Origin of the sequence: Arenibacter troitsensis (genome assembly GCF_900177645.1) — a bacterium.
GTDB classification, from domain to species: domain Bacteria; phylum Bacteroidota; class Bacteroidia; order Flavobacteriales; family Flavobacteriaceae; genus Arenibacter; species Arenibacter troitsensis.
On record NZ_FXAO01000002.1, the window covers coordinates 419,550 to 440,236 of the forward strand.

General features: G+C 34.2%; 16 protein-coding genes. 12 read left to right on the forward strand and 4 right to left on the reverse strand.

From position 1 onward, the window contains the following. Positions 1-3: 3 nt before the first annotated feature. The 12 genes from B9Y87_RS06425 to B9Y87_RS06480 all read left to right on the forward strand — a co-directional run bounded on the left by B9Y87_RS06425 (position 4) and on the right by B9Y87_RS06480 (position 14,109). Positions 4-777 (forward strand): SDR family oxidoreductase, encoded by a 774-nt coding sequence (locus tag B9Y87_RS06425; RefSeq protein ID WP_085497293.1) that lies wholly within the window; start codon positions 4-6, stop codon positions 775-777. 277 nt (positions 778-1,054) lie between these two features. After that, positions 1,055-2,095 carry a glycosyltransferase gene (locus B9Y87_RS06430; protein ID WP_085497294.1) on the forward strand — a complete coding sequence of 347 codons (1,041 nt, stop codon included), beginning with the start codon at positions 1,055-1,057 and terminating at the stop codon, positions 2,093-2,095. Between the two features lie 81 nt (positions 2,096-2,176). After that, a complete protein-coding gene (locus B9Y87_RS06435) occupies positions 2,177-2,974 on the forward strand; it encodes a hypothetical protein (protein WP_085497296.1) in 798 nt (265 codons plus the stop codon). Positions 2,975-3,209: 235 nt separating this feature from the next. After that, positions 3,210-4,250, forward strand: coding sequence for a peptidoglycan bridge formation glycyltransferase FemA/FemB family protein (locus B9Y87_RS06440; protein ID WP_139827174.1), 1,041 nt, complete (start codon positions 3,210-3,212; stop codon positions 4,248-4,250). Between the two features lie 10 nt (positions 4,251-4,260). Then, positions 4,261-5,508, forward strand: coding sequence for a GNAT family N-acetyltransferase (locus B9Y87_RS06445; protein WP_085497297.1), 1,248 nt, complete (start codon positions 4,261-4,263; stop codon positions 5,506-5,508). Positions 5,509-5,714: 206 nt separating this feature from the next. Next, complete coding sequence (locus B9Y87_RS06450; protein WP_085497300.1) at positions 5,715-6,719, forward strand: GNAT family N-acetyltransferase; 1,005 nt, start codon at positions 5,715-5,717, stop codon at positions 6,717-6,719. Between the two features lie 61 nt (positions 6,720-6,780). Beyond that, complete coding sequence (locus B9Y87_RS06455) at positions 6,781-7,971, forward strand: GNAT family N-acetyltransferase (protein WP_085497303.1); 1,191 nt, start codon at positions 6,781-6,783, stop codon at positions 7,969-7,971. Between the two features lie 13 nt (positions 7,972-7,984). Then, positions 7,985-9,208, forward strand: a complete 1,224-nt coding sequence (locus tag B9Y87_RS06460) for a GNAT family N-acetyltransferase (protein WP_085497306.1) — start codon at positions 7,985-7,987, stop codon at positions 9,206-9,208. Positions 9,209-9,221: 13 nt separating this feature from the next. Beyond that, positions 9,222-10,376 carry a GNAT family N-acetyltransferase gene (locus B9Y87_RS06465; RefSeq protein WP_176225601.1) on the forward strand — a complete coding sequence of 385 codons (1,155 nt, stop codon included), beginning with the start codon at positions 9,222-9,224 and terminating at the stop codon, positions 10,374-10,376. Positions 10,377-10,393: 17 nt separating this feature from the next. Then, entirely contained in the window at positions 10,394-11,599 is a 1,206-nt protein-coding gene (locus B9Y87_RS06470; protein ID WP_085497310.1) for a GNAT family N-acetyltransferase, read from the forward strand. 198 nt (positions 11,600-11,797) lie between these two features. Then, positions 11,798-12,625, forward strand: a complete 828-nt coding sequence (locus tag B9Y87_RS06475; RefSeq protein ID WP_085497312.1) for a cupin-like domain-containing protein — start codon at positions 11,798-11,800, stop codon at positions 12,623-12,625. Between the two features lie 332 nt (positions 12,626-12,957). Further along, positions 12,958-14,109: a GNAT family N-acetyltransferase gene (locus B9Y87_RS06480; protein ID WP_085497314.1), complete on the forward strand. Its 1,152-nt coding sequence runs from the start codon at positions 12,958-12,960 to the stop codon at positions 14,107-14,109. Between the two features lie 336 nt (positions 14,110-14,445). On the opposite strand, the gene B9Y87_RS06485 is transcribed toward B9Y87_RS06480, so the two are convergent. The 4 genes from B9Y87_RS06485 to B9Y87_RS06500 all read right to left on the reverse strand — a co-directional run bounded on the left by B9Y87_RS06485 (position 14,446) and on the right by B9Y87_RS06500 (position 20,605). Further along, positions 14,446-15,615: an OmpA family protein gene (locus B9Y87_RS06485; protein ID WP_085497574.1), complete on the reverse strand. Its 1,170-nt coding sequence runs from the start codon at positions 15,613-15,615 to the stop codon at positions 14,446-14,448. Between the two features lie 281 nt (positions 15,616-15,896). Continuing rightward, positions 15,897-16,370, reverse strand: a complete 474-nt coding sequence (locus tag B9Y87_RS06490) for a hypothetical protein (RefSeq protein WP_085497316.1) — start codon at positions 16,368-16,370, stop codon at positions 15,897-15,899. Further along, positions 16,370-17,518, reverse strand: coding sequence for an N-acetyl-alpha-D-glucosaminyl L-malate synthase BshA (bshA, locus tag B9Y87_RS06495; RefSeq protein WP_085497318.1), 1,149 nt, complete (start codon positions 17,516-17,518; stop codon positions 16,370-16,372). The genes B9Y87_RS06490 and bshA overlap by 1 nt, the downstream gene beginning before the upstream one ends. 174 nt (positions 17,519-17,692) lie before the next feature. Next, a complete protein-coding gene (locus B9Y87_RS06500) occupies positions 17,693-20,605 on the reverse strand; it encodes a serine hydrolase domain-containing protein (RefSeq protein WP_085497576.1) in 2,913 nt (970 codons plus the stop codon). Positions 20,606-20,687 lie beyond the last annotated feature (82 nt).

A 20,687-nucleotide genomic window follows, 5' to 3' on the forward strand; every position in this document is an offset into this window, starting at 1 on the left:
ATTATGGAATCAAATATATTAGAATCGTTTAGTTTAGCTGGGAAAAAAGCCATGGTTGTTGGTGGTGCAGGAGATCTTGGGAAAGCCATGGTTGAGGCAATTTCCCAAGCAGGTGCCCATACTGTCATAATTGACTTTGACGAGCGGGTGTTTGGCTTGTGTGAACAGTTTAAAAAAAATGGCTTACAAGTAGATGCTATAAGGGCAGATGTAAGTAAAATTTCGGAAATAAAGGCATCATATGAGACTGCTTTAGAGCTATTAGGTGGAAAAATAGATATTCTGATTAACTCCGCTGGAATTCAAAGAAGATATCCCAGTGAAGATTTCCCTGATGAGGAATGGAGCAAAGTAATAGCTATAAATCTGGATGCCACCTTTTATTATTGTAAATACGTAGCCAATAACATGCTAAAACATGGCGGTGGGAAAATTATAAATATTGCTTCTTTGATGAGCTTTTTAGGGGGTATTACTATCCCGGCATATGCCGCTTCCAAGGGTGGTGTTGGACAATTGACAAAAGCGCTTTCAAACGATTGGGCAGCCAAAGGAATTTGTGTTAATGCCATAGCTCCCGGATATATGGATACCCAATTAAATACTGCTTTAATAAACGATAAAAAAAGAACGGAAGAAGTATTACTTAGAGTCCCTATGAAAAGATGGGGAACAGGGGAAGACTTAAAAGGTTTGACTGTTTTTCTATCTTCATCTGCCAGCGACTATATCACAGGTTGTATTATACCGGTTGATGGTGGATATTTGGCAAGATAAAATTAAACTTTATTAGATTATATTAAAATAACCAAAGTAAAGGGGTGCTTAAACTTACCTAGCTTATGGAATGACGTATTTTGTCAAATAAAATTGTAATAAAACAATTTTATTTGGGGATAATTGAGCACACCATAATTTTGTCTTGATTTTGACGTTTTAATTATGACTTAGACTTAAAAATCCGAAACCATACTGCTAATGAACTTAGTCAACTAAAAACATGAAAAATTAACCACATTCAAACTACAACCATAGAAAATAACCAGTAGAAACAATGAAGTTAAGTATAATCATTCCCCTATATAATAAGGAGAAGCATGTGGAGCGTTGCCTTAAAAGTCTAATGGCACAAGATATATCCCCATCGGAATATGAAATAATAATTGTAGATGATGGTTCAAAGGATTCCGGCGCGCAAGTTGTTCAGCAATATGCCGAAATACAAGGGAATGCCAATATTCAGTTAATTTGCCAAAAAAACCAAGGACCCAGTGTTGCCCGGAACAGAGGCTTAGAAGAGGCTACAGGAGATTACGTTTATTTTCTGGATGCCGATGATTATCTTGCTACCAATGTTTTAAATTGTCTCTATACATTATGTCATCAGAACAATCTGGAAATATTAGAATTTGATACTAAGGAATTAAAAGAAGGAGCACCTCAGGATGAATCTTATTCTTCCCCACAAAAGCCACAAGAATTAGGAGTCCCTGTCATGGATGGTATTACCTACATTGCCAAACATGATTTCAGAAATCAAGCTTGGAGGTATTTTATCAAGAGAAACTTTTTATTAGATACCGACATAAGGTTTTTGGCACATATGCGCGCGTATGAAGATTTGATTTTTAATGCCAGTGTCTTTTTACGGGCAAATAGAATCTCCAAGGTAAACCTGGATGTACATAGATATGTTTTGGTTGCCGGTTCTATTGTTAGAAGTAAAGATCCTAAAAAAAATATTGAATTCATTAATGGTATGGTAAAAGCTATAGAAGAACTTCATGTTTTGATCGATGACCTAAATAGTTCTCATGAATATTATGCTAAAGTTGTAAATAAATTGAAAGTCAAACAACAAGCCGTAGTTTTTGCATTAATAATACGGGCATTTAAGTATCGCCTTCACAGTTGGAAGAATATAAATTTAATATTCGCTAAATTGAAAAAATTGGGAGCATACCCAATTGACCCCAAAATTGGAGGGATTGGAAGTGCTAATCGTATACATAACATGATTTTTGTGCCCATTTTCAATAATAAAACTTGCTTATTTATGAGCTTGAATATTTTGAGGTTTATAGCCCCTCGTTAAAAGGTTTAAAACTATAAATAAATTAGCAATGGTATAAGAATATACCGTTGTGCATCATTTTTTGAACTAAAAATATTAAATATGATTTGCTTCCTTGTACCTGTAAAAAGTAAAAAACTGTCTTCCGATTGGACTAAATTCAGCAAATTGGTAGACCGTAGTCTTAAATCCATAAACGGTCAAAAAGATAGGGATTTTCAAATAGTCGTGGCATGTCATGAATTGCCTGAAAGTAATTTTCAACACCCACAAGTTCATTACATCCAAGTAAATTTTGACCCTCCTAAATTAACCAATAGTGATTGGGAAAAGGATAGGCAAATAAAAGAAGGAGATAAAGCCAGAAAGATTTGGAGTGCTTATGAATATGCTAATAAGAACTTTGAAGTTGACTATTTTATGGTTGTCGATTCAGATGATTGTATACATAATGGTATAAGTAAATACGTGAATTCCAAAATAGATAGCAATATACCCGGATGGTATATTAATAAAGGTTATTTCTATATTGAAGGAAAAAGCATGGCATGGAAGATCAGAAGTAATTTTAACCTTCGTTGTGGCACCTGTATTATCATTAAAAAGGATTTATTTAAACAATTGATAGTTGAGGAACCGTTCTTCTATTATTTTCATGAAAAAACTGAACTCGATAATGGCGCAATGCTAACCCCTTACCCAGGAGCAGGTGCAATTTACAGTATGGCCAATAATGAAAATCATTATATGTCGTCATCAAAAATGGTAGCCCTCGTGAACCAAACCAAATATTTTACCGCTGATCACGTGAAAAGTGTTATCTCAAAAATCACAAGATATAGGCCGAGATTTATAGGCAATCGCTTTAAAAAAGCGTACAATTTTTATCCAATATCCTAAATATGTTATGTTACTTAATATACGCTCCGTTATTAAAATGGAAGTAGAGGTTTAGTACAGGGAAAATTATGAAATATTTTGGTATCCATAAGGCTACAAAAAAATACTCATATAATGTCCAAATAAAGGTTTTATTCGAAAATTTTATCAAAAAATTAATGACGTATTTGTCGAGATTGGTAACAGTAGGGCTCGTTCTAACGATAAGTTTTGAATTAGAAAAACACTCAAATAAGTGATCGATATCATTACAAATAAAGAACCATGGGATGAAGTATTGAAGATGGTAGATATCTACGATTTTTACCACACCTATGATTATCACCACATTTCTAAAAAAAATGATGAACAACCTGTTTTAATTAAGTATTCTGAAGATGACAAAGTAATTGCCCTTCCTTTATTATTAAGAGAGATACCTGAATCTCAATTTCATGATTTTACATCGGTTTATGGATATGCTGGACCATTGTCGAAAAACATTGATGTCAATTTTGATAATTCAAACTTTATAAAAGAATTCAATAATTATTTAAACAATAATAATATTATTTCGGTCTTTTCCAGACTTAATCCTTTTATCCCAAACCAAGAAAAGTGTTTGAGAAATTTTGGTGAATTATGTTCCTTGAGCCACATTGTAAATATAGATGTAACCCTGGGGATAGAGGAACAAAAGCATTCTTACCATAAAAGATTAAGGACACATATCAACAAGGCACGTAGGGAGAGCTATGTAAAGACTGCGGAAACCAAAGAAGAAGTAATGGCATACATTGATCTATATTATGCCAATATGAAACGGGTTAATGCAAAAAATGAATATTTTTTTGATCATGACTATTTTTTCCAACTATTGAAATCTCAAGATTTCAACACAAGAATTCTTTTAGCTATTGAAAAGGGAACCGACAAGATTATTGCAGGTGCCCTGTTTATTGAGACCAATAAAATTGTCCAATATCACCTATCCGGATCCGATTTCGCGTATTTAAACCTATTTCCCATAAAGTTGTTGATCGATGAAATGAGAATAATTGCTAGTCAAGAAAATTGTAAATTTCTGAATCTTGGTGGTGGAGTTGGCAGTAAAGAGGATTCTCTATTTCTTTTCAAATCCAGTTTTTCCCAAGACTTTAAAAATTTCACTACATGGAAATGTATAAGTGATATAGAAAAATATGAGGCTTTAATTATGGAAAAGATGAAGCCCAAATGTGATAGCTTCAAAAAAGCTTGCACCAATTTCTTTCCCTGTTACCGATGCAAGAATTAAACCACATGTTATGAACAGAAATCCGTTTTCCTCGAAAACGTATACCAGTACTTGGCTTAAACATTTCTATTCAAACGGCCGTGCAATTTCCTTTCCTTTTTTAAAAGGAACATCTTTCTTTAAGTATCCTTTTTTTCCTTTAAATATCAATATTGGAAGGAATCTTACCAAAGGAGTAATGTATACTTTGCAGTCGGTAAAATTACCCGTCCAAATTCCAAATAGGCTAATACTAATATATGATGTTCCTAGCTATTTGGAAATTAAACTTGACGAAATAGACCAAAACCTTACAATAGACAGAATAAGACAATACCCAGGTTTTTCAATAAACCTAGAACCGTTTACAGATTTAGACAATTATTTGATCCAAACCTTTAAAAGAAGTAGCAGGTACAAGCTTAATAAATATAAGAAAAAATTAGAGTCTTGTTTTAATATAAAATACAAGATGTTCTATGGGGAAATTAAAAAGGAAGAATATAATATCATTTTTGACCAATTTGAAACTTTACTTAAAAAACGATTCCGACAAAAGGGAATTATGAATAATAATTTAGACCCCGGGGAATGGAACTTTTATAAAGACGTAACCTACCCCATGATCTTAGAGAATGATGCCACCTTGTTCGTAACCTATAATGAAAATCAAATTATTGGTGTAACCCTAAATTATATTAATAACAATACCCTCATTGACGCTATAACTGTTTTTGACGTAGACTACTCCAAATTTAATTTGGGTTCCGTAAACATCATGAAACTGATAGAATGGTGTTTGAAAAATAAATTTGACAAACTGGATTTCTCAAAAGGATACTTCGACTATAAAAAGAGATGGAGCAATCTGGAGTACAATTTTGAATACCACCTTATCTATAATAAAAATGCCGTTCTTCCGAGAACCATGGCCTTTGTTATTAAAAATTACTTCAGAGTAAAACAGTATTTACGGGATAAAAAACTAAATGATAGAATACATAAATTTAAATTCTTACTAAATAATAGATCCACAAAACAAAATATGATTCTTGGATTTTCATTTGAAGAACTGATCGAACTTTCAACTGACTATGAATTAAAGGAAATCCTTTTGTCATCAGAAAAAAACCACTCGCTAAAAAAAGCCCTATTCGAATACTTATATCTCAATAACGAATCTATAAATGACTTAAAGACATTTAAGGTGATCAATTCCGAAGGCACCTATGTATTTCAATCTGGAAGTAAAGCAACAAAAGTACAACTGGAACGTTAAAATACTAAAATGTCCAATAAGGCACTTTGAAGTAATCTTAAGTTTATTGTTCTAAAACAAAGAAGTTAAACAACCTAATTGTGCGCTAACAAGTATTAGCTAAAAAGCATTATGTAACCGCACTATACTTGCCCTATCATCCTACTAATATTTTTAATATGCCCGATAACATCAATATTTGGAAAAAATGGTAAAAAATAATTAAAATGGATACTATAACCCGGACAAAATCTAGTCGAAAAGAGGAAGTGATTTCAAAATTAGGTTTCCTATATTCCATTTTTATCGAAAACCATATTCCTCCCTTCTATCAAGAAGCCATTGTTAATACGCTTAATGACAATTGTATAAAATTACCTGCAAGACAAGCACCTATAAAAGGAAATAGTACCGTAGTTCTGATTCCTAATATACCTGACTATTTAACCGTACCTTTAAAAATAGAAAATGTCAGTGTTCAATGTAAAAGGGTTAGACAATATCAAGGATACTTAGTGCACCTAAAAGAAGGCATAGACTGCAAAACCTATCTTTCAGAACAACTTAGCAAAAGGAATATAAAGAATTTATACGCCAAACAACGAAAATTAGAAGCAGGGCATAAAATTTCATATATCTTTCATTACGGGGATATTGCAAAAGAACATTACGACTTTCTTTTTTCAGAATTTTACTCCATGTTAAAAAGTAGGTTTTTGGAAAAAAGAATGTATAACAACAACTTGTTATATTGGAAGTTTTATTATGATTTGGCTTATCCAATGATACTGGAAAAAAAAGCTTCCCTATTTGTTATTTATGATGGGGAAAAACCAATTACAATGACTTTAAATTTTCTTTTAGAGGATATTGTTTTTAGTTATATCCAAACCTATGATATCAACTATTCCAATTACAATATGGGCGATATTAGTATGGTTAAACATATTGAATGGTGTAAAGAGAGTGGTTTTACAATATTTGACCTTGCCATGGGACAAACAGATTATAAACTAAAATGGTGCAATCATATTTATAATTTTGAACATCACCTATTTTTTAATCCTGGATCTTCATTTTCACGTATGAAATCTCACATATTATCCCAAAAATTACGTTTAAGACAATACCTACGAGACAAGAATATTATTGGCAAAAGGTTTCAAATGGACAAATTTTTATTTAAAAGACGCGTTAAAAGATTGAACAATTTTAATTGGAAGGAATCTTAATCCAACCTACCTATGTATGCTTTACTGAATTGTTGTAAGGAATTAAATCTAGCATGAGGTTATGACTTCTTTGAAAATAAATAAATTAAATTTCTTGACTATTTTTTTGGAGAACAGGCCCTTAAACTCCTTTTACTCTAGCATTACCAATGCACTTTCAGGGCTGGTTGAGTTTAGAAATAATTCTGCAAACTTGTCCAAACCTAAAAGCATACTACTAGTTAAGGATGTTCCAGAGTACCTTAATGCACAAATTAATGAGAATTACGGTTGGAGAATAAGAAAATTGAAAACGTTTAAAGGAAGTCTAATAAATTTAAAGAACTACAAAGACGAAACCGATTACCTTCTAAAAACATTTAGCAGTAGCAGAAGGTCGAAATTTAGAACGAATCAGAAGCGTCTCGAGAAATGTTTTAATATTTCATATAAAACTTACTACGGACACATTGAACAAAAAGAGTACGAGTCATTGTTTGATAAATTTCTTGAATTAATAAATCGCAGGTTCGACCAAAAACAGCTCATAAACGATGATTTGGTACGGTGGAAAGTATACCGTGAAATAGCCTACCCATTAATCCTAAATAAGGAAGCCTGTTTATTCGTAATCTATGACAGTGATAAACCCATTAGCATAAGCTTTAATCCCATTCATGGGAAGACCATTTTTGGATATATACGCGGATATGATATTGATTATGGAAAATTTTATATTGGCTTTACGGATATCATCGTTCAACTGAAATGGTGCTTTGAAAACAATTTTACCACTTTTGACCTGTTAAAGGGGGAATATGAGTATAAATCGCATTGGACTGATACCGATTATTATTTTGAAAAGCACATTATCTTTAATTCATCCTTCCTTATATCAGCCTTATGGGCTAAATTGATTTTTTTCAAATTTAAAACCATGTATTATTTAATAAATCAATTGAAGAAATGGAATTTGCACGTTGTTATCGGAAAGATTAGACTTTATTTGAAACGGCCAATCATAGATCCAAAAAAGCCAATCTCAAAATTAGAAATCAGTGTAGACAATAATCCTGTGCTACCTAATACATGCGACGTTGTGAAAATGGACATCTCTGATAAAAGAGTAGCGCCTGTTAAAATGCAGATATACAATTTCTTATATCAAAATCAAGAATCAATTAACAATATAGCCGTCTTAAACCCATTGGATTCTCCAAATACCTTTCTCATCAAAGGGTTAAAAAGTAGTCAAAAAATTACGGTAAACTAAATAGGCTATAGGTATGAACACTTCGAAATCAGTAACGACCGTGGACCAGCTTCATTTTTTTGAACTTTTTTTGGCCAAACGTAATTTAGAACCCTTCTATACCAAAATAATCAATTCATTTTCAGAGAAAATTATTTACGACAGGTCTATCCCCCAAAAAAATTACCTCAGTAAAAAAACTATCATCATAAAGGATGTTCCCGACTACTTGGAAGTTGAAATTCCAAACGAAAATAATAGTCTAAAAATAAAAAAAATCAGCACCTATGAGGGATTTGCCATTAATATTCAAGATTATAGCAACATCAATGAATACTTATCCGAAAACTTTGGAAAAGCAAGCAGATCTAAGTTAAGGCGATATCAAAATAGATTGGAAAATTGCTTTAACATTTCTTACAAAACGTATTATGGTGAGATATCGCAAGATGAATTTTCTTTTCTTTTTAATGAATTAAGGCGTATGCTGGAAAAACGCTTTACCCAAAAAAAAGAAGACAATTATGAATTACAGAATTGGGAAAAGTATCAAAATCTAATATTCCCATTGATAAATGATAAAAAGGCTTCGGTATTTGTAATTTATGACGGCCCCAAACCAATTGATATTTGCGTAAACTTGATCTATGACAAGCTAATTTATTCCAGCCTAAGTAGTTATGACATTAACTATGCAGCATTTAGTATGGGCTCAATAGATATGATAAAACTAATAGAGTGGTCTATAGAAAATAAATTTGAAACCATAGATCTACTTAAGGGGTATTACTATTATAAACAAAAATGGATTAACAAAATCTACGGTTATCAAAATCATTTTATATACGATTCCTCTTCTTTACGATGCGTATTCCATGCCAATTTCAAAGCAATATCCTCCAAATACTTCTATATTTTATTCCATTTGTTAAAACGCTGGAAATTTCATGAGCTCTACCACAATTACAAAAAAAAGATTTATAAACCCAATTTACCAGAAATCGACCTAAACCAACCAATTAGTTTAAGCCCAATTCAAGATAATGATATCCTATCAGAACATGAATTGATTGAAATTAAATTGGACAATTCGAAATATGATTATCTTAAAAAAGCTCTTTATGATTTCTTATATTCCAGCCACGAATCCGTGAATACGGTAAAAATATTGGAACATAAAAAAAAACAATACTCATTTATTTTTAAGGGAAAATTAAAAAATATCGAGGTCACTTATGCAGATCAGACCAGTAAATAGAAAAGTGAGCTTTATGAAGATACAAACAATCGACTTATTTGCAGAATTGTTCGAAAAGGAATATGGCCTTCCTGATATTTTTGCGGAATTGCAATTCGACAAAAAAAATACAACCCAAGATCCACTTTCCCTTAAAAAAAACTTTTCTTCTGCTTATTACCTGAAATTTGTACCGGACTATATGGAGTTTCCTTTGGTTAGCGAATCTCTTTTTCATTGTGAGAAATTGGTCCACGTTAAGGGCTATTCCATTAAACTTGATAATTTCACCGATGTTAATGGCTATATAAAAAATCAATTTAAATCCAACGCCAAAACAATTCTTAGGTATGTGAACCGACTTGAATCCTGCTTTAACATAGATTACAAAATGTTTTACGGCCAGATCGATAAAGACATCTACAACTTCATAATGGATTCCTTGTTCAATATGATGCAAAAAAGGTTTGGTCAACTTCAAATCAAGAATGAAAGTGAAGCAAAATGGGAACACACGAGGACCATACTTTATGATCTAATTCTAAAAAAAAGGGCCTCCTTATTTGTCATCTATTCCGGTTCCAAACCAATAGAGATTTCCATCAATTATCATTTTAAAGGCATTCTCTTTAGTTCCATATCATCATATGATATAGACTATTCCAAATTTGGACTTGGCCATGTCGAAATAGTCAAACAATTGGAATGGTGTTTGGCAAACAACCACAAGATTTTCGAAATGGGCAGGGGAGATTTAGATTATAAGCGACGTTGGAGCAATCAGATATATAATTTTGAGCATCATATCTTTTTTAAAAAGAGCTCTCTATATGGTAAATTATGGAGTATTAGGCTAAAGTGGATACACCTAATCAAATTATACCTTAAATCAAAAAACATCGACCAGGTTTACAAAAAACTTAAAAGTAGATTAACGCATACAAGAGATATGAATATTAAACCTATCGATTGTAATATTGAAATAATAGATTCACTTCCACCCCTTGACAATCTGGTGACAATTGATATTCAACTTGAAGACAATTCATTTCTGAGAAAATATGTGTATGATTTTCAATACTCCCATATTGTACATGAAACACAGGTTGAAATATTTAGATTGGAACAAGAAAATACCTATATAATAAAAGGGGACAAAGCTAGTGTGAAAATTTATTTGGAAAACTAAATTCAAAATAATCATTGATGCCAAAATATCCCTTGGATTTCTATTTTGACCTTTTCGAGAAAGGAATTTTTCCGGAGGTGGTAGATTATGTTTTGTATACCAGTGACAATAGTAAAATGCAAAGACCTAAAAAAAGTCCTACTGCCACTATGTTGCACATAAACGGTTTGTTTTACCTAAATAATGTCCCAGATTATCTTGACCTAACACTTAAACCAGGTTACAAATCCCAAACATTTTCATTGACAAAGGGATTCATGGCAGATTTAAGCGGTTACATGAATTTTGCTGATTATTTGAAAGATAACTTAAAGCCTAGGCTAAGAACAGCGGTCAAAAGCGGCATTAGGCGCTTGGAGCTCAGTTTCAACATAACATATAGAGTTTTTTACGGTGAAATTAGTCAAGAGGAATATGATTCTTTGGTGAATAGCCTGTATCACTTTATCCTAAAAAGGTTTGATGAGCTTAAGGAAGAAAATGCAAGGATTAGTGAATGGGAAAGATTTCACCAACTATTCCTCCCATTGATCAGACAAGAAAAGGCTTCACTTTTTGTTATTTATGACGATGGGAAACCTATAAATATATCGCTGAACTATCATTACGATAAGATTTTCTTTTATGCCATACCTGGATTTGATATTGATTATTCAAAATTTGGATTGGGACATATTATGCTTTACAAACAAATTGAATGGTGTTTCCAGAATAAATACAAACATTTTGATATGAGCATGGGAGATCTGGATTACAAAAGGCAGTGGTGCACAAATGACTATTATTTTGAACGTCATTTAATTTACCGACCTAAATCCCTAAATCAGTCAATTCTGGCGCAATTGATAGTATATAGTACACAATTGAAACTTTATTTGAAGTCCAAAAATATTCATTTGATATATCATCGATTGATTCGGCTATTAAAAATTACGAAACCGATAACAAACAAAGAAATAACAACCGAATTGGGCAATATTCAAGCATATACAACGCCATTAGAAAGTGTTGAATTGAAAGAATATATCCTATGTCAAATCGATTTCAAAAACGAAAAATACTCTTTCCTTTTAAGGCATTTATATGATTATTTATTCACCCATCAATTACCTATTAGTGACCTTATAGTGTACGAAATTAAGCCCAATAAGGAATATATTATTAATGGTCCCACAACTAAGCTGAAGTTAGTTTTTTCGGCAACCCAACCCGGTGACCGATAATTCTTTTAACAGAAATCATTAGCCTTCAGAAAACTCGGAATGACCCTTTAGCAAAAATCCGACATTTGAAAAGATAAAACATCAAGAAATAGACCCTAAATAATTGATAACTAAACAAATAATACTTAATCGATTATTTAATTTACATTCCCCAAGATTTCCTAAATTTATATAGTACTAAATCCTAATAATTAGAAAATGAATATTGTAAACGATATTTTAAATAGAAGTACACCTATTGAAACCTTGGAATCAATAGACTATAACACTTTAAAACAAAATTATATTAATAAAAAAAAACCAGTTGTATTAAAGGGATTTGCTAAAGACTGGGGAGCGACAAAAAAATGGAATTTAGACTATTTTTTGGATCTTGAAGACGATAAGGATATTACCCTACTATCCGGAAATTTTATTCAAGAAGATAACCGTTATAAAAAATCAACCTTTAGAGATTATATATTAAAATTGAAGGATGCTGAAGTTAATCAACAAGCTGTAAAGGATTATCTGACCACCTTGGACATCTTTAACTACTTTCCCCATCTAAATAGTGATACCGATTTTTCAATTTTTGAAAAGTGCACTGCCGTAAACGATGTAACGGCTTGGATTGGTCCAAAAGGGACCATCTCAGGTTTTCATAATGACACAGGAAAGAATTTATATGCCCAAATAAAGGGAAAGAAAATGTTTATCCTTTCCTCTACCAAATACAATCAACATTTATACCCCAGTGATAAATACATTAATGGCGCAGTTGCAAGCCAAGTAGATATAAATAATTTTTCCTCCGAAAAATTCCCCAAATTCATGGAAGCGGAGTTTAAGAGTGTTATTCTAGAACCAGGCGATGCTCTTTATGTTCCTTCCATGTGGTGGCATTATGTCCAATCTTTTGACACCTCTATAAGTATCAGTAATTTTGGTTATTCCCAGCTAGAATTATTTTCCTTAAGAGTCCTCAATTTTTTACACAGGCGTGGTTTTTATAAATCAAAAAATTGTTTTTGCTGCAATAAATAGTGCAAGGTAATTCGGTTATTAAACTAATAGTATGTGACCTCTATTTTGATTACCATAGTTAAGATTTACCTAAAACCATTAGCTGTAAATGTTAGAATTAACCAACGCAACGTGCATAAAACAGATTTATATTCAAAGGAATAAGGATAATATTACAATTTCCAAATCGTTTTAGAAAGATTATGTTGTTGTAAACAATTGCAATTTTGTAATATTTTTCAAGTCTTGACACTATAAATTTTAACACTAAATCCAATTAAAATAAGATCGTAAAAAAACCATAATATCCCTTAATTTTTCTGTAAACCTTTCAATCTCCATTTTTTTAATTCATGGCAAAAGTAAGACTAGAGCTTTTCTCAACTATTTTCGATAATCAAACCATACCAGATTTCTATTCAAGTATAAGTTATGCAGATAATCTTATTATTAATGAGCCAAACACTTGTTCCATTAATGGTAGCAAAGTGTATTCTGTAAACTTGGTACCTAGCTATATGAGTTGCCAGCTTTGTGACGAGCATTTATTCAATAGTAAAAAAATAACGCAGCATAATTGGGGTTATGCCATTTTTTTAAATTCCGATTCAAATGCCGCCGAGTATTTGAAAAATAAATTTAATTCCAATTTTAGAACCAACCTAAACAGGAGTATTAGGCGCTTAGAGACATGTTTTAACATCAAATACAAAATGTATCATGGTGAAATTGCACTACATGACTACGAATCCTTGATGGAATCATTACGAATCATGCTGGTAAACAGATTTAGGGCTATAAATGAACCTAATAATAATCTACCTAAATGGAAGGCTATTTCTAAGGAAACCTTTCCCTTGATCAACCAGAAAAAAGCATCATTGTTTGTAATATATCATGGTAATAGACCCATTGAAATATCACTAAATTATCATTTGGACAAAATTTTATTCAGCTCCATTTCTTCCTATGACTTGGACTATTCCAAATTTGGTTTGGGTCATATTGAAATTTATAAACAATTGGAATGGTGTTATTCTAACAATTACATTGTTTTTGAAATGGGTGTGGGCGGTATGGATTATAAACGGAGATGGAGCAATAACATATACAATTATGAACACCATATTTACTACAATAAATCTTTTCCTACCAATAGTTATGGGCTCTTTGAAATCGCGAAAATAAGACTAAAAGAGTATTTAAAGTCCAAACATATTCCTTTATACATTCAAAAAATCAAATCCGCTTTTAGTCCAAGTAAAGATGTAGTTGATAAAACGACGAGAGAGGTGAAAATTGAACAATTGAATGCCAAGGAAATCCATGGGGACTTGATAAGGTTAAATCTTGAAAGTGAAGGTTTCGATCATCTAAGGAAACACGTTTACGACTTCATGTACAGCAATCCTGAAAATATAGCCAATGTTGAAATTTTTCAAATTAATGGTACAAACAGCTATATCATAAAAGGTTCTGATAAGCAAATTAAGATCACTCTTTAGTATTTATTTCAAAAAAACCATTTCAATTTCTTTTCCAAAAAGAACAAACTTCTTTCAAGACTATTACCATACGAGTCAGATTATAGATAGATATATACTATCCTAATAAACCATGACCCTATTAATGGTACTGTACATGATTTATACTATTCAAATCTCAACTTTTAGCTTAGAGCCCCTCTAAAAAATTTAACCTTATCTTCTACTCGATATAGAATTGGATTATATATCCAGATCAGCCTTTAGAACAAATTATGTTAGTTTAAGGAACCACAGTAAACAAAAAATGCCCATTGCTAATGCAATGGGCATTTTGCTTATAAATATTATTAGTGATTAGAATTCCAACACTTCAAACTCAGACCGTCTATTTAGTTTGTGTTTGGATTCCGGACAGTAGGTGTTATTGTCACATTCGTTCGCTAATTGGGTTTCTCCAAAACCTTCCCCGGTTAATCTTGAGGCACTTATTCCTTTGGTACCGATCAAATAGTCCAAGGTTTGTTTTACCCTCTTTTCAGAAAGCCACTGGTTATATTTCTCGGCCCCTCTGGAATCGGCATGTGATCCCACTTTCAGTGTCAAGGCCGGATTTTCTTCCATTAGAACGGCCAACTTGTCCAACAATTCCTTATATGGCTTGCTCAAGTAGGAAGAGTTTAGACTGAAATAAACATTACCAAGATCCTTGATTTTATTTTCCAAATCTGACCTTCTCTTGTTCTCTGCATCCAATCTAGCTTGCTCTTCTGCAGCCAAACGTGCCTTTTCTTTTTCTTGGGCCAAACGTTCGGCCATAAGCCTAGCTTCTTCCTCTGCCTTTTTAGCAGCAGCAATGGAATCGGATATCCTTTGGTTTTCTTCAATCAAGGACAACTTCTCCAATCCCTTTTTGGACAATTCCTTTTCAATTCCAAACCTGTATACTACTCCAGCGGAATGTTGCAACTGTTTGGTGGATCCTTCCTTAATTCCCCATTTGCCCATGGTATTAAAGTTTAATCCCCATTTATCATTGAACCAGGTATTAAATCCAAAACCGGCATTTGCGGTTGCCCTTCCCACAGTACCTATATCACTGTAACCGGCACCAGCTTGAAGGAATGGATCGAACCAGCCAGTTTCACCAATGATCTTATTAAGATCATAACTAATCATACCATCAATGGCGTAATAATCCCTTTCAACAGTATTAATCGCTCCGTCGACCTTCTTACCAACATCATATTTATTGTACGAACCAACAGCCTTTATTCCAAGTCCATTTTTAAAAAATCTACCAATACTAATTGATGAAGGATAGGGAAGTGCATTCCATGTATCTTTAATACTAAATAAATCATCGCCCACCGGTGTAGCCGAATCATCTACAATATTATAGCCTAATCCTAAGACCCATGAACTGGTAACAACACTATCCTTAGAGGTTAGTTTTAATTCTTGGGCCCCACTAAAATTAAAGGTAAGGGCACTTAAAAAAGTAATAGCAAACGCGTAGGTTTTCATAACAATGTAATTTTGGGATTCTTTTAAATCTTTGTCCAAAGCTATGGCAATGTTAAATGGAGACCATTTAAATTCTACAAAAAGCCTTAAAAATCGTTAAGCGGTTTCCTACAAAACCTGTAATTACGATTTCGAAATCCCAATAATTTTTTATCCAAGAAAACGGTATTTTAACGGACGGAACGGGCTTGCAATATCACCGGAGTAAAAATATATGCACCTAGGATCAATTAAAATGCTTAAAACATTTTCAATTACCGTTACTAATAGACGACAGGAATCTATAGCCCCAACTTTAATTGTTGGAAACTAATTTCTTTAAGGGTTAGGGGCATTTTATAAATGCTAAAAGGCGTGGTGGTTACATTGGTGATTTCCTTCTTGGAAGGTGCTAACTTCTTTGGTCCAACTACAATGCTATCCTGGGTATCTTTAACAAGTAGCAACTCTGCTCCCCCGACACCCATAGTAGTTCCTGCACAATATATCAAGAGTAGCGACTTGCTAAAATCCACTTCCGGAATGGGAAGACCTGGCTTTCTAGTCCTGTTTATCCGAAGGAAAAAATTCTTTAATGTCTTTGAATCCCTTATCACTTGAAATTCCGATTTTTCCACTCCACTATAATTATCCGCCAATACCAGATGGAGTTCCTCAGAGTTTAGCAAGGAACTATCCACATCATTTTTAGGCACACCTTGTTGGCCAGAACAAGAAACTCCCAAAAAACATAATAATAGTAGTGCTAATCGCATTAATTCTGCTGTAAACTTTCGTGTCTCGCCAAAAGGGCTTTTTCATATATTGCCTCATATAGTGGCAACACCTTCATGATATCAAAATCCATTGCCGCCTTTGCTGCATTGTTTTTAAACCTTTCCAAAGTTTGGTCATCACTCAATATCTTGATCGCATTTTCGGCCATCTCATCCACATTGCCTACATCGCTTAAATAACCAGTAACTCCTTGACGGTTAACTTCCGGGATACCACCCGTATTGCTAGAAATAATGGCCACTCTATTGATCATTGCCTCCAAAGCGGCAAGTCCAAAACTTTCTGTCTGCGACGGTAAAAGAAAAAGATCTGAAAAACATAAAATTCTATCTATCTCGTTACTATTGCCCAGAAAGATCACCTTATTGGCAATTCCAAGCTCCTCGCACAAACGTTCGGCGCCTTCTTTTTCAGGCCCCTCCCCGACCATGATCAACTTGGCCGGAATCTGTTTTTGAATCTTATTGAAAATTTGTATCACATCAGGAATACGCTTAACCTTTCTAAAATTACTAATGTGGGTAATAATTTTTTCATCCTCAGAGGCCATCAAGGAACGCTGACAGTCCGTAAAGTTCGTACTGTATTTCCGTTTATCTATAAAATTAGGGATAACCTCTATTTCATTTTTTATATCGAACAACTCCAAGGTGCTTTCCTTGAGGTTTTGGGAAACCGAAGTAACCACATCGGATTGATTGATGCTAAAATTTACAGCAGGTCTATAAAAGGGGTGCTTGCCTACCAAAGTTATATCCGTACCGTGCAAGGTGGTAACCATTGGAATATAAATACCCTCCTCCTCCAACATCTTCTTGGCCATATAGCCAGCATAAGCATGAGGTATAGCATAATGAACATGCAATAACTCAATTCCAAACAATTTAATAGTATCTACCAATTTACTGGAAAGGGCCAATTCATAGGGCTGGTAATGGAATAGGGGATACTCTGGTACATGTACCTCATGAAAGTATATCTTATTGCTCAGCAACTCCAAACGAACCGGTTGACGATAAGTAATAAAATGAACTTCGTGTCCTCTATTAGCCAAGGCAATTCCCAATTCCGTTGCCACCACCCCGCTACCTCCAAAAGTAGGATAACATACTATTGCTATTTTCATCTGTTTATTTTTAATTCATTTAGAGGTTGCACATACTGGCCATGCCTCAAGGGTCCCATAAATTTGGGCCCTAAAAAAATAGTCGAAGGAAAATGGATATAATTTCAGAATTACTAAAACAAAATCATAAATTCTTCCCATAAACCCTGGCTTAAATTTTTACAAAGTAAAGGTTTAATTTATAATCGATTCATAAATGGCCTTCTGAATCCTTGTTCTTAACCCAGATTTAACTAAAAGGGTATTGGAAGCCGATGGATAGGTCCGGTTGGACAAAAAAACATATACCAAATCCTTTTCGGGATCGGCCCAGGTATAGGTACCTGTAAATCCACTATGTCCGAAACTTTTCCTTGAAACCAAACTGCAGGCTGGGCCGCCGCCATTTGGTTCCGGTTTATCGAAACCTATACCACGTCTTACATTTCTATCACAAAAGTAGCAGGTATTAAACTTCTTGATCGTTCTGGCTTCCAAGAACTGTTGTCCTCCGTAAAAGCCATTTTGAAGATACATCTGCATTATCTTGGCAACATCATTGGCATTACTAAAAAGTCCGGCATGCCCCCCTACTCCCCCTTGCATGGCGGCCCCCATATCATGCACATAACCCTGTACCGTCTGATATCTATAGTAATTATCTTCCTCTGAAGGAACTATATCCCCCTTTAAAAATCTGTCCAATGGATTAAAACTGGTATGTGTAGCACCTATGGGCTTATACAAAAACTCATCGGCCAAACTATCCAATCTCTTTTTGTACGTGTCCTCTATATACTTTTTCATTACGTAGTATGCTATGTCGCTATAGCGATATCTATTGGACTTTAGGTGCTGTCTACCAATCCGATTGTAAATAGAATCCTTGTACATATCGGATATGAATAACTGATCGGCCACCTTAACAGAAAAACCATTTGTTGGTTGAGACCTATAAAACTGATTGGAAGGTTTTCTCTTCTCGTCCAGGGTATTGATGTAAAAGGCAATCCATGCGGGCAATCTTCCATAATGGGATAATGCCTTTAGAACTGTCACATTTTTCAACTCGGTATCCGAATAGTCCGGTATAAGTTCCTCAAAGGTATTATCCAAGGCAATTTTACCCTCCTCTTCCATCTTCATTACCATAGGCAAGGTTGCCAATATCTTGGTAATGGATGCCAAATCATAAATATGGTCTGGTGTTATTTTTTCTTCGGAATCGTAGGTTGGCTTTCCGAACCCTTTATTGTAGACTACTTTTCCCTTCCTAGCAACAACGATCTGTGCTCCTGGAAACATCAAGGAATCAATCCCATTTTTAACCATTTCATCCACTTTGGCCAATTTACTGGAACTTATTCCAACCCTCTCCGGAAAACTATATCCCAAACGCATCAGGGACTCCAAAGGAATAGTTGTATTAACAGGAAAGTCTCTGTGGGAGGTAACTGGCAAAATCCCTTTTGCGGGAAGTGCCCCAAAAATTACCTGTGCTGTTTTTTCCTGGGCCAATTCACTATTTTGGTACCCCAAGATCACGGCGTCGATGCTGTCAAAAGAGGGCACCTCCAATAGAGCATAGGGTTTTGCAAATACGGCCAGAATAAGATTGGAGGTGCGCTCTTTCGCTATTTCCCCTAACCATGTAAGTTCATTCTTATTAAATTTATAAGCTTTCCACGGGCTTTCATTACTCTTGTGCAAGCCTATGATCACTAAATTGTACTCACTAAGCTTCTGCTTTAAAGTGGTTATATCCTTGCCATTAATCTGTGTTACAGTAGCATATTTGTTCAATTCCCTCAGAAAGGGGTCACTTTCAGCATCCCCAAACTTTACATAGGCAATTTTCTTATTTTCCAACTTTTTGATCGCCATCAATGAAAAGTCGTTTTTAACTACGGTAATGGCATTCTCTATAGCTTCCTCATACAAAATATCATCCTCCAAAGAATTTAATTCTTCATAAAGATTTTTGGTATCTATAGGTTTATAGGCGTTAAGACCCACCTTATATTTTGCCATCAGAATCTTCTTTACGGAAGTGGCAAGCCTATTTTCGGTAATCCTACCTTTATTATAGGCTTCCAAAAGTTTCACCTTGGCCTTGGCAACATCCAAAGGCATTAACAGAATATCATTCCCTGCCAAAAACGCGGATAGTTCCACCTCACCTTCTTTGGCAAAATTGGATACACCTTTCATATTTAGCGCATCGGTAAATACCAATCCCTTAAAGTTTAGTTGCTCCTGTAATACATCTCCAATAATCTGCTCGGATAAGGAAGAAGGATGGCCTTCCTTTATTTCTAGGCTTGGTACGCTTAAATGAGCCACCATAACGCTACTTAGACCTTCCTTGATCAATTTTCTATAGGGATAAAGCTCAATACTGTCCAAACGCTCCCTTGTAAAATCGATTACCGGCAAAGCTTTGTGCGAATCAACAGCGGTATCGCCATGTCCTGGAAAATGCTTTCCACTCGACAAAACTCCGGCCTTTTCCATACCTCTCATGTAGGCAATTCCTTTTTGCGCCACATTTTCGCGATCCTCTCCAAATGAGCGATTTCCAATTATTGGATTTTGAGGATTAATATTGATATCTATGTCAGGGGCAAAATTAATATGCACTCCCAATCTTTTTGCGTGTTCGCCTATCCGGTGCCCTACTTTTTCCACTATGGCATTATCCTTAATAGCTCCTAGGGTCATATTCCAAGGGAAGGCATAGGTAGAATCCAATCTCATTGCCAGACCCCATTCGGCATCCATCCCTATCATTAACGGAACTTTGGAATTCCTTTGAAAATCGTTGGTCAATTGTGCCTGACGAACAGGACCGCCCGTAGAAAAAATAACCCCCCCAATATGATGTTCCTTAATCAACTTTTTTGTTCGTTCCGTACTGGCCTTATCCTGGTCCGAAGTAACCATTACCATAAACAACTGTCCCAATCTTTCATCCAGGGACATTTGACTATAGGTAGTCTCCACCCAGTTTTTTTGGGCCAAAGTATCCACGGTCACCAAAGGGTTTATTTGACCATGAACTGTGTAAATTGATAATATGAAAAGTAATACTAGGTAATTAATGCGCATAAAAAGATCCATCTTTGATGGTAACTATGAATTATTTGAATTATTATACTTATTCGAAAAACAACCCAAACCAATGGTTTAG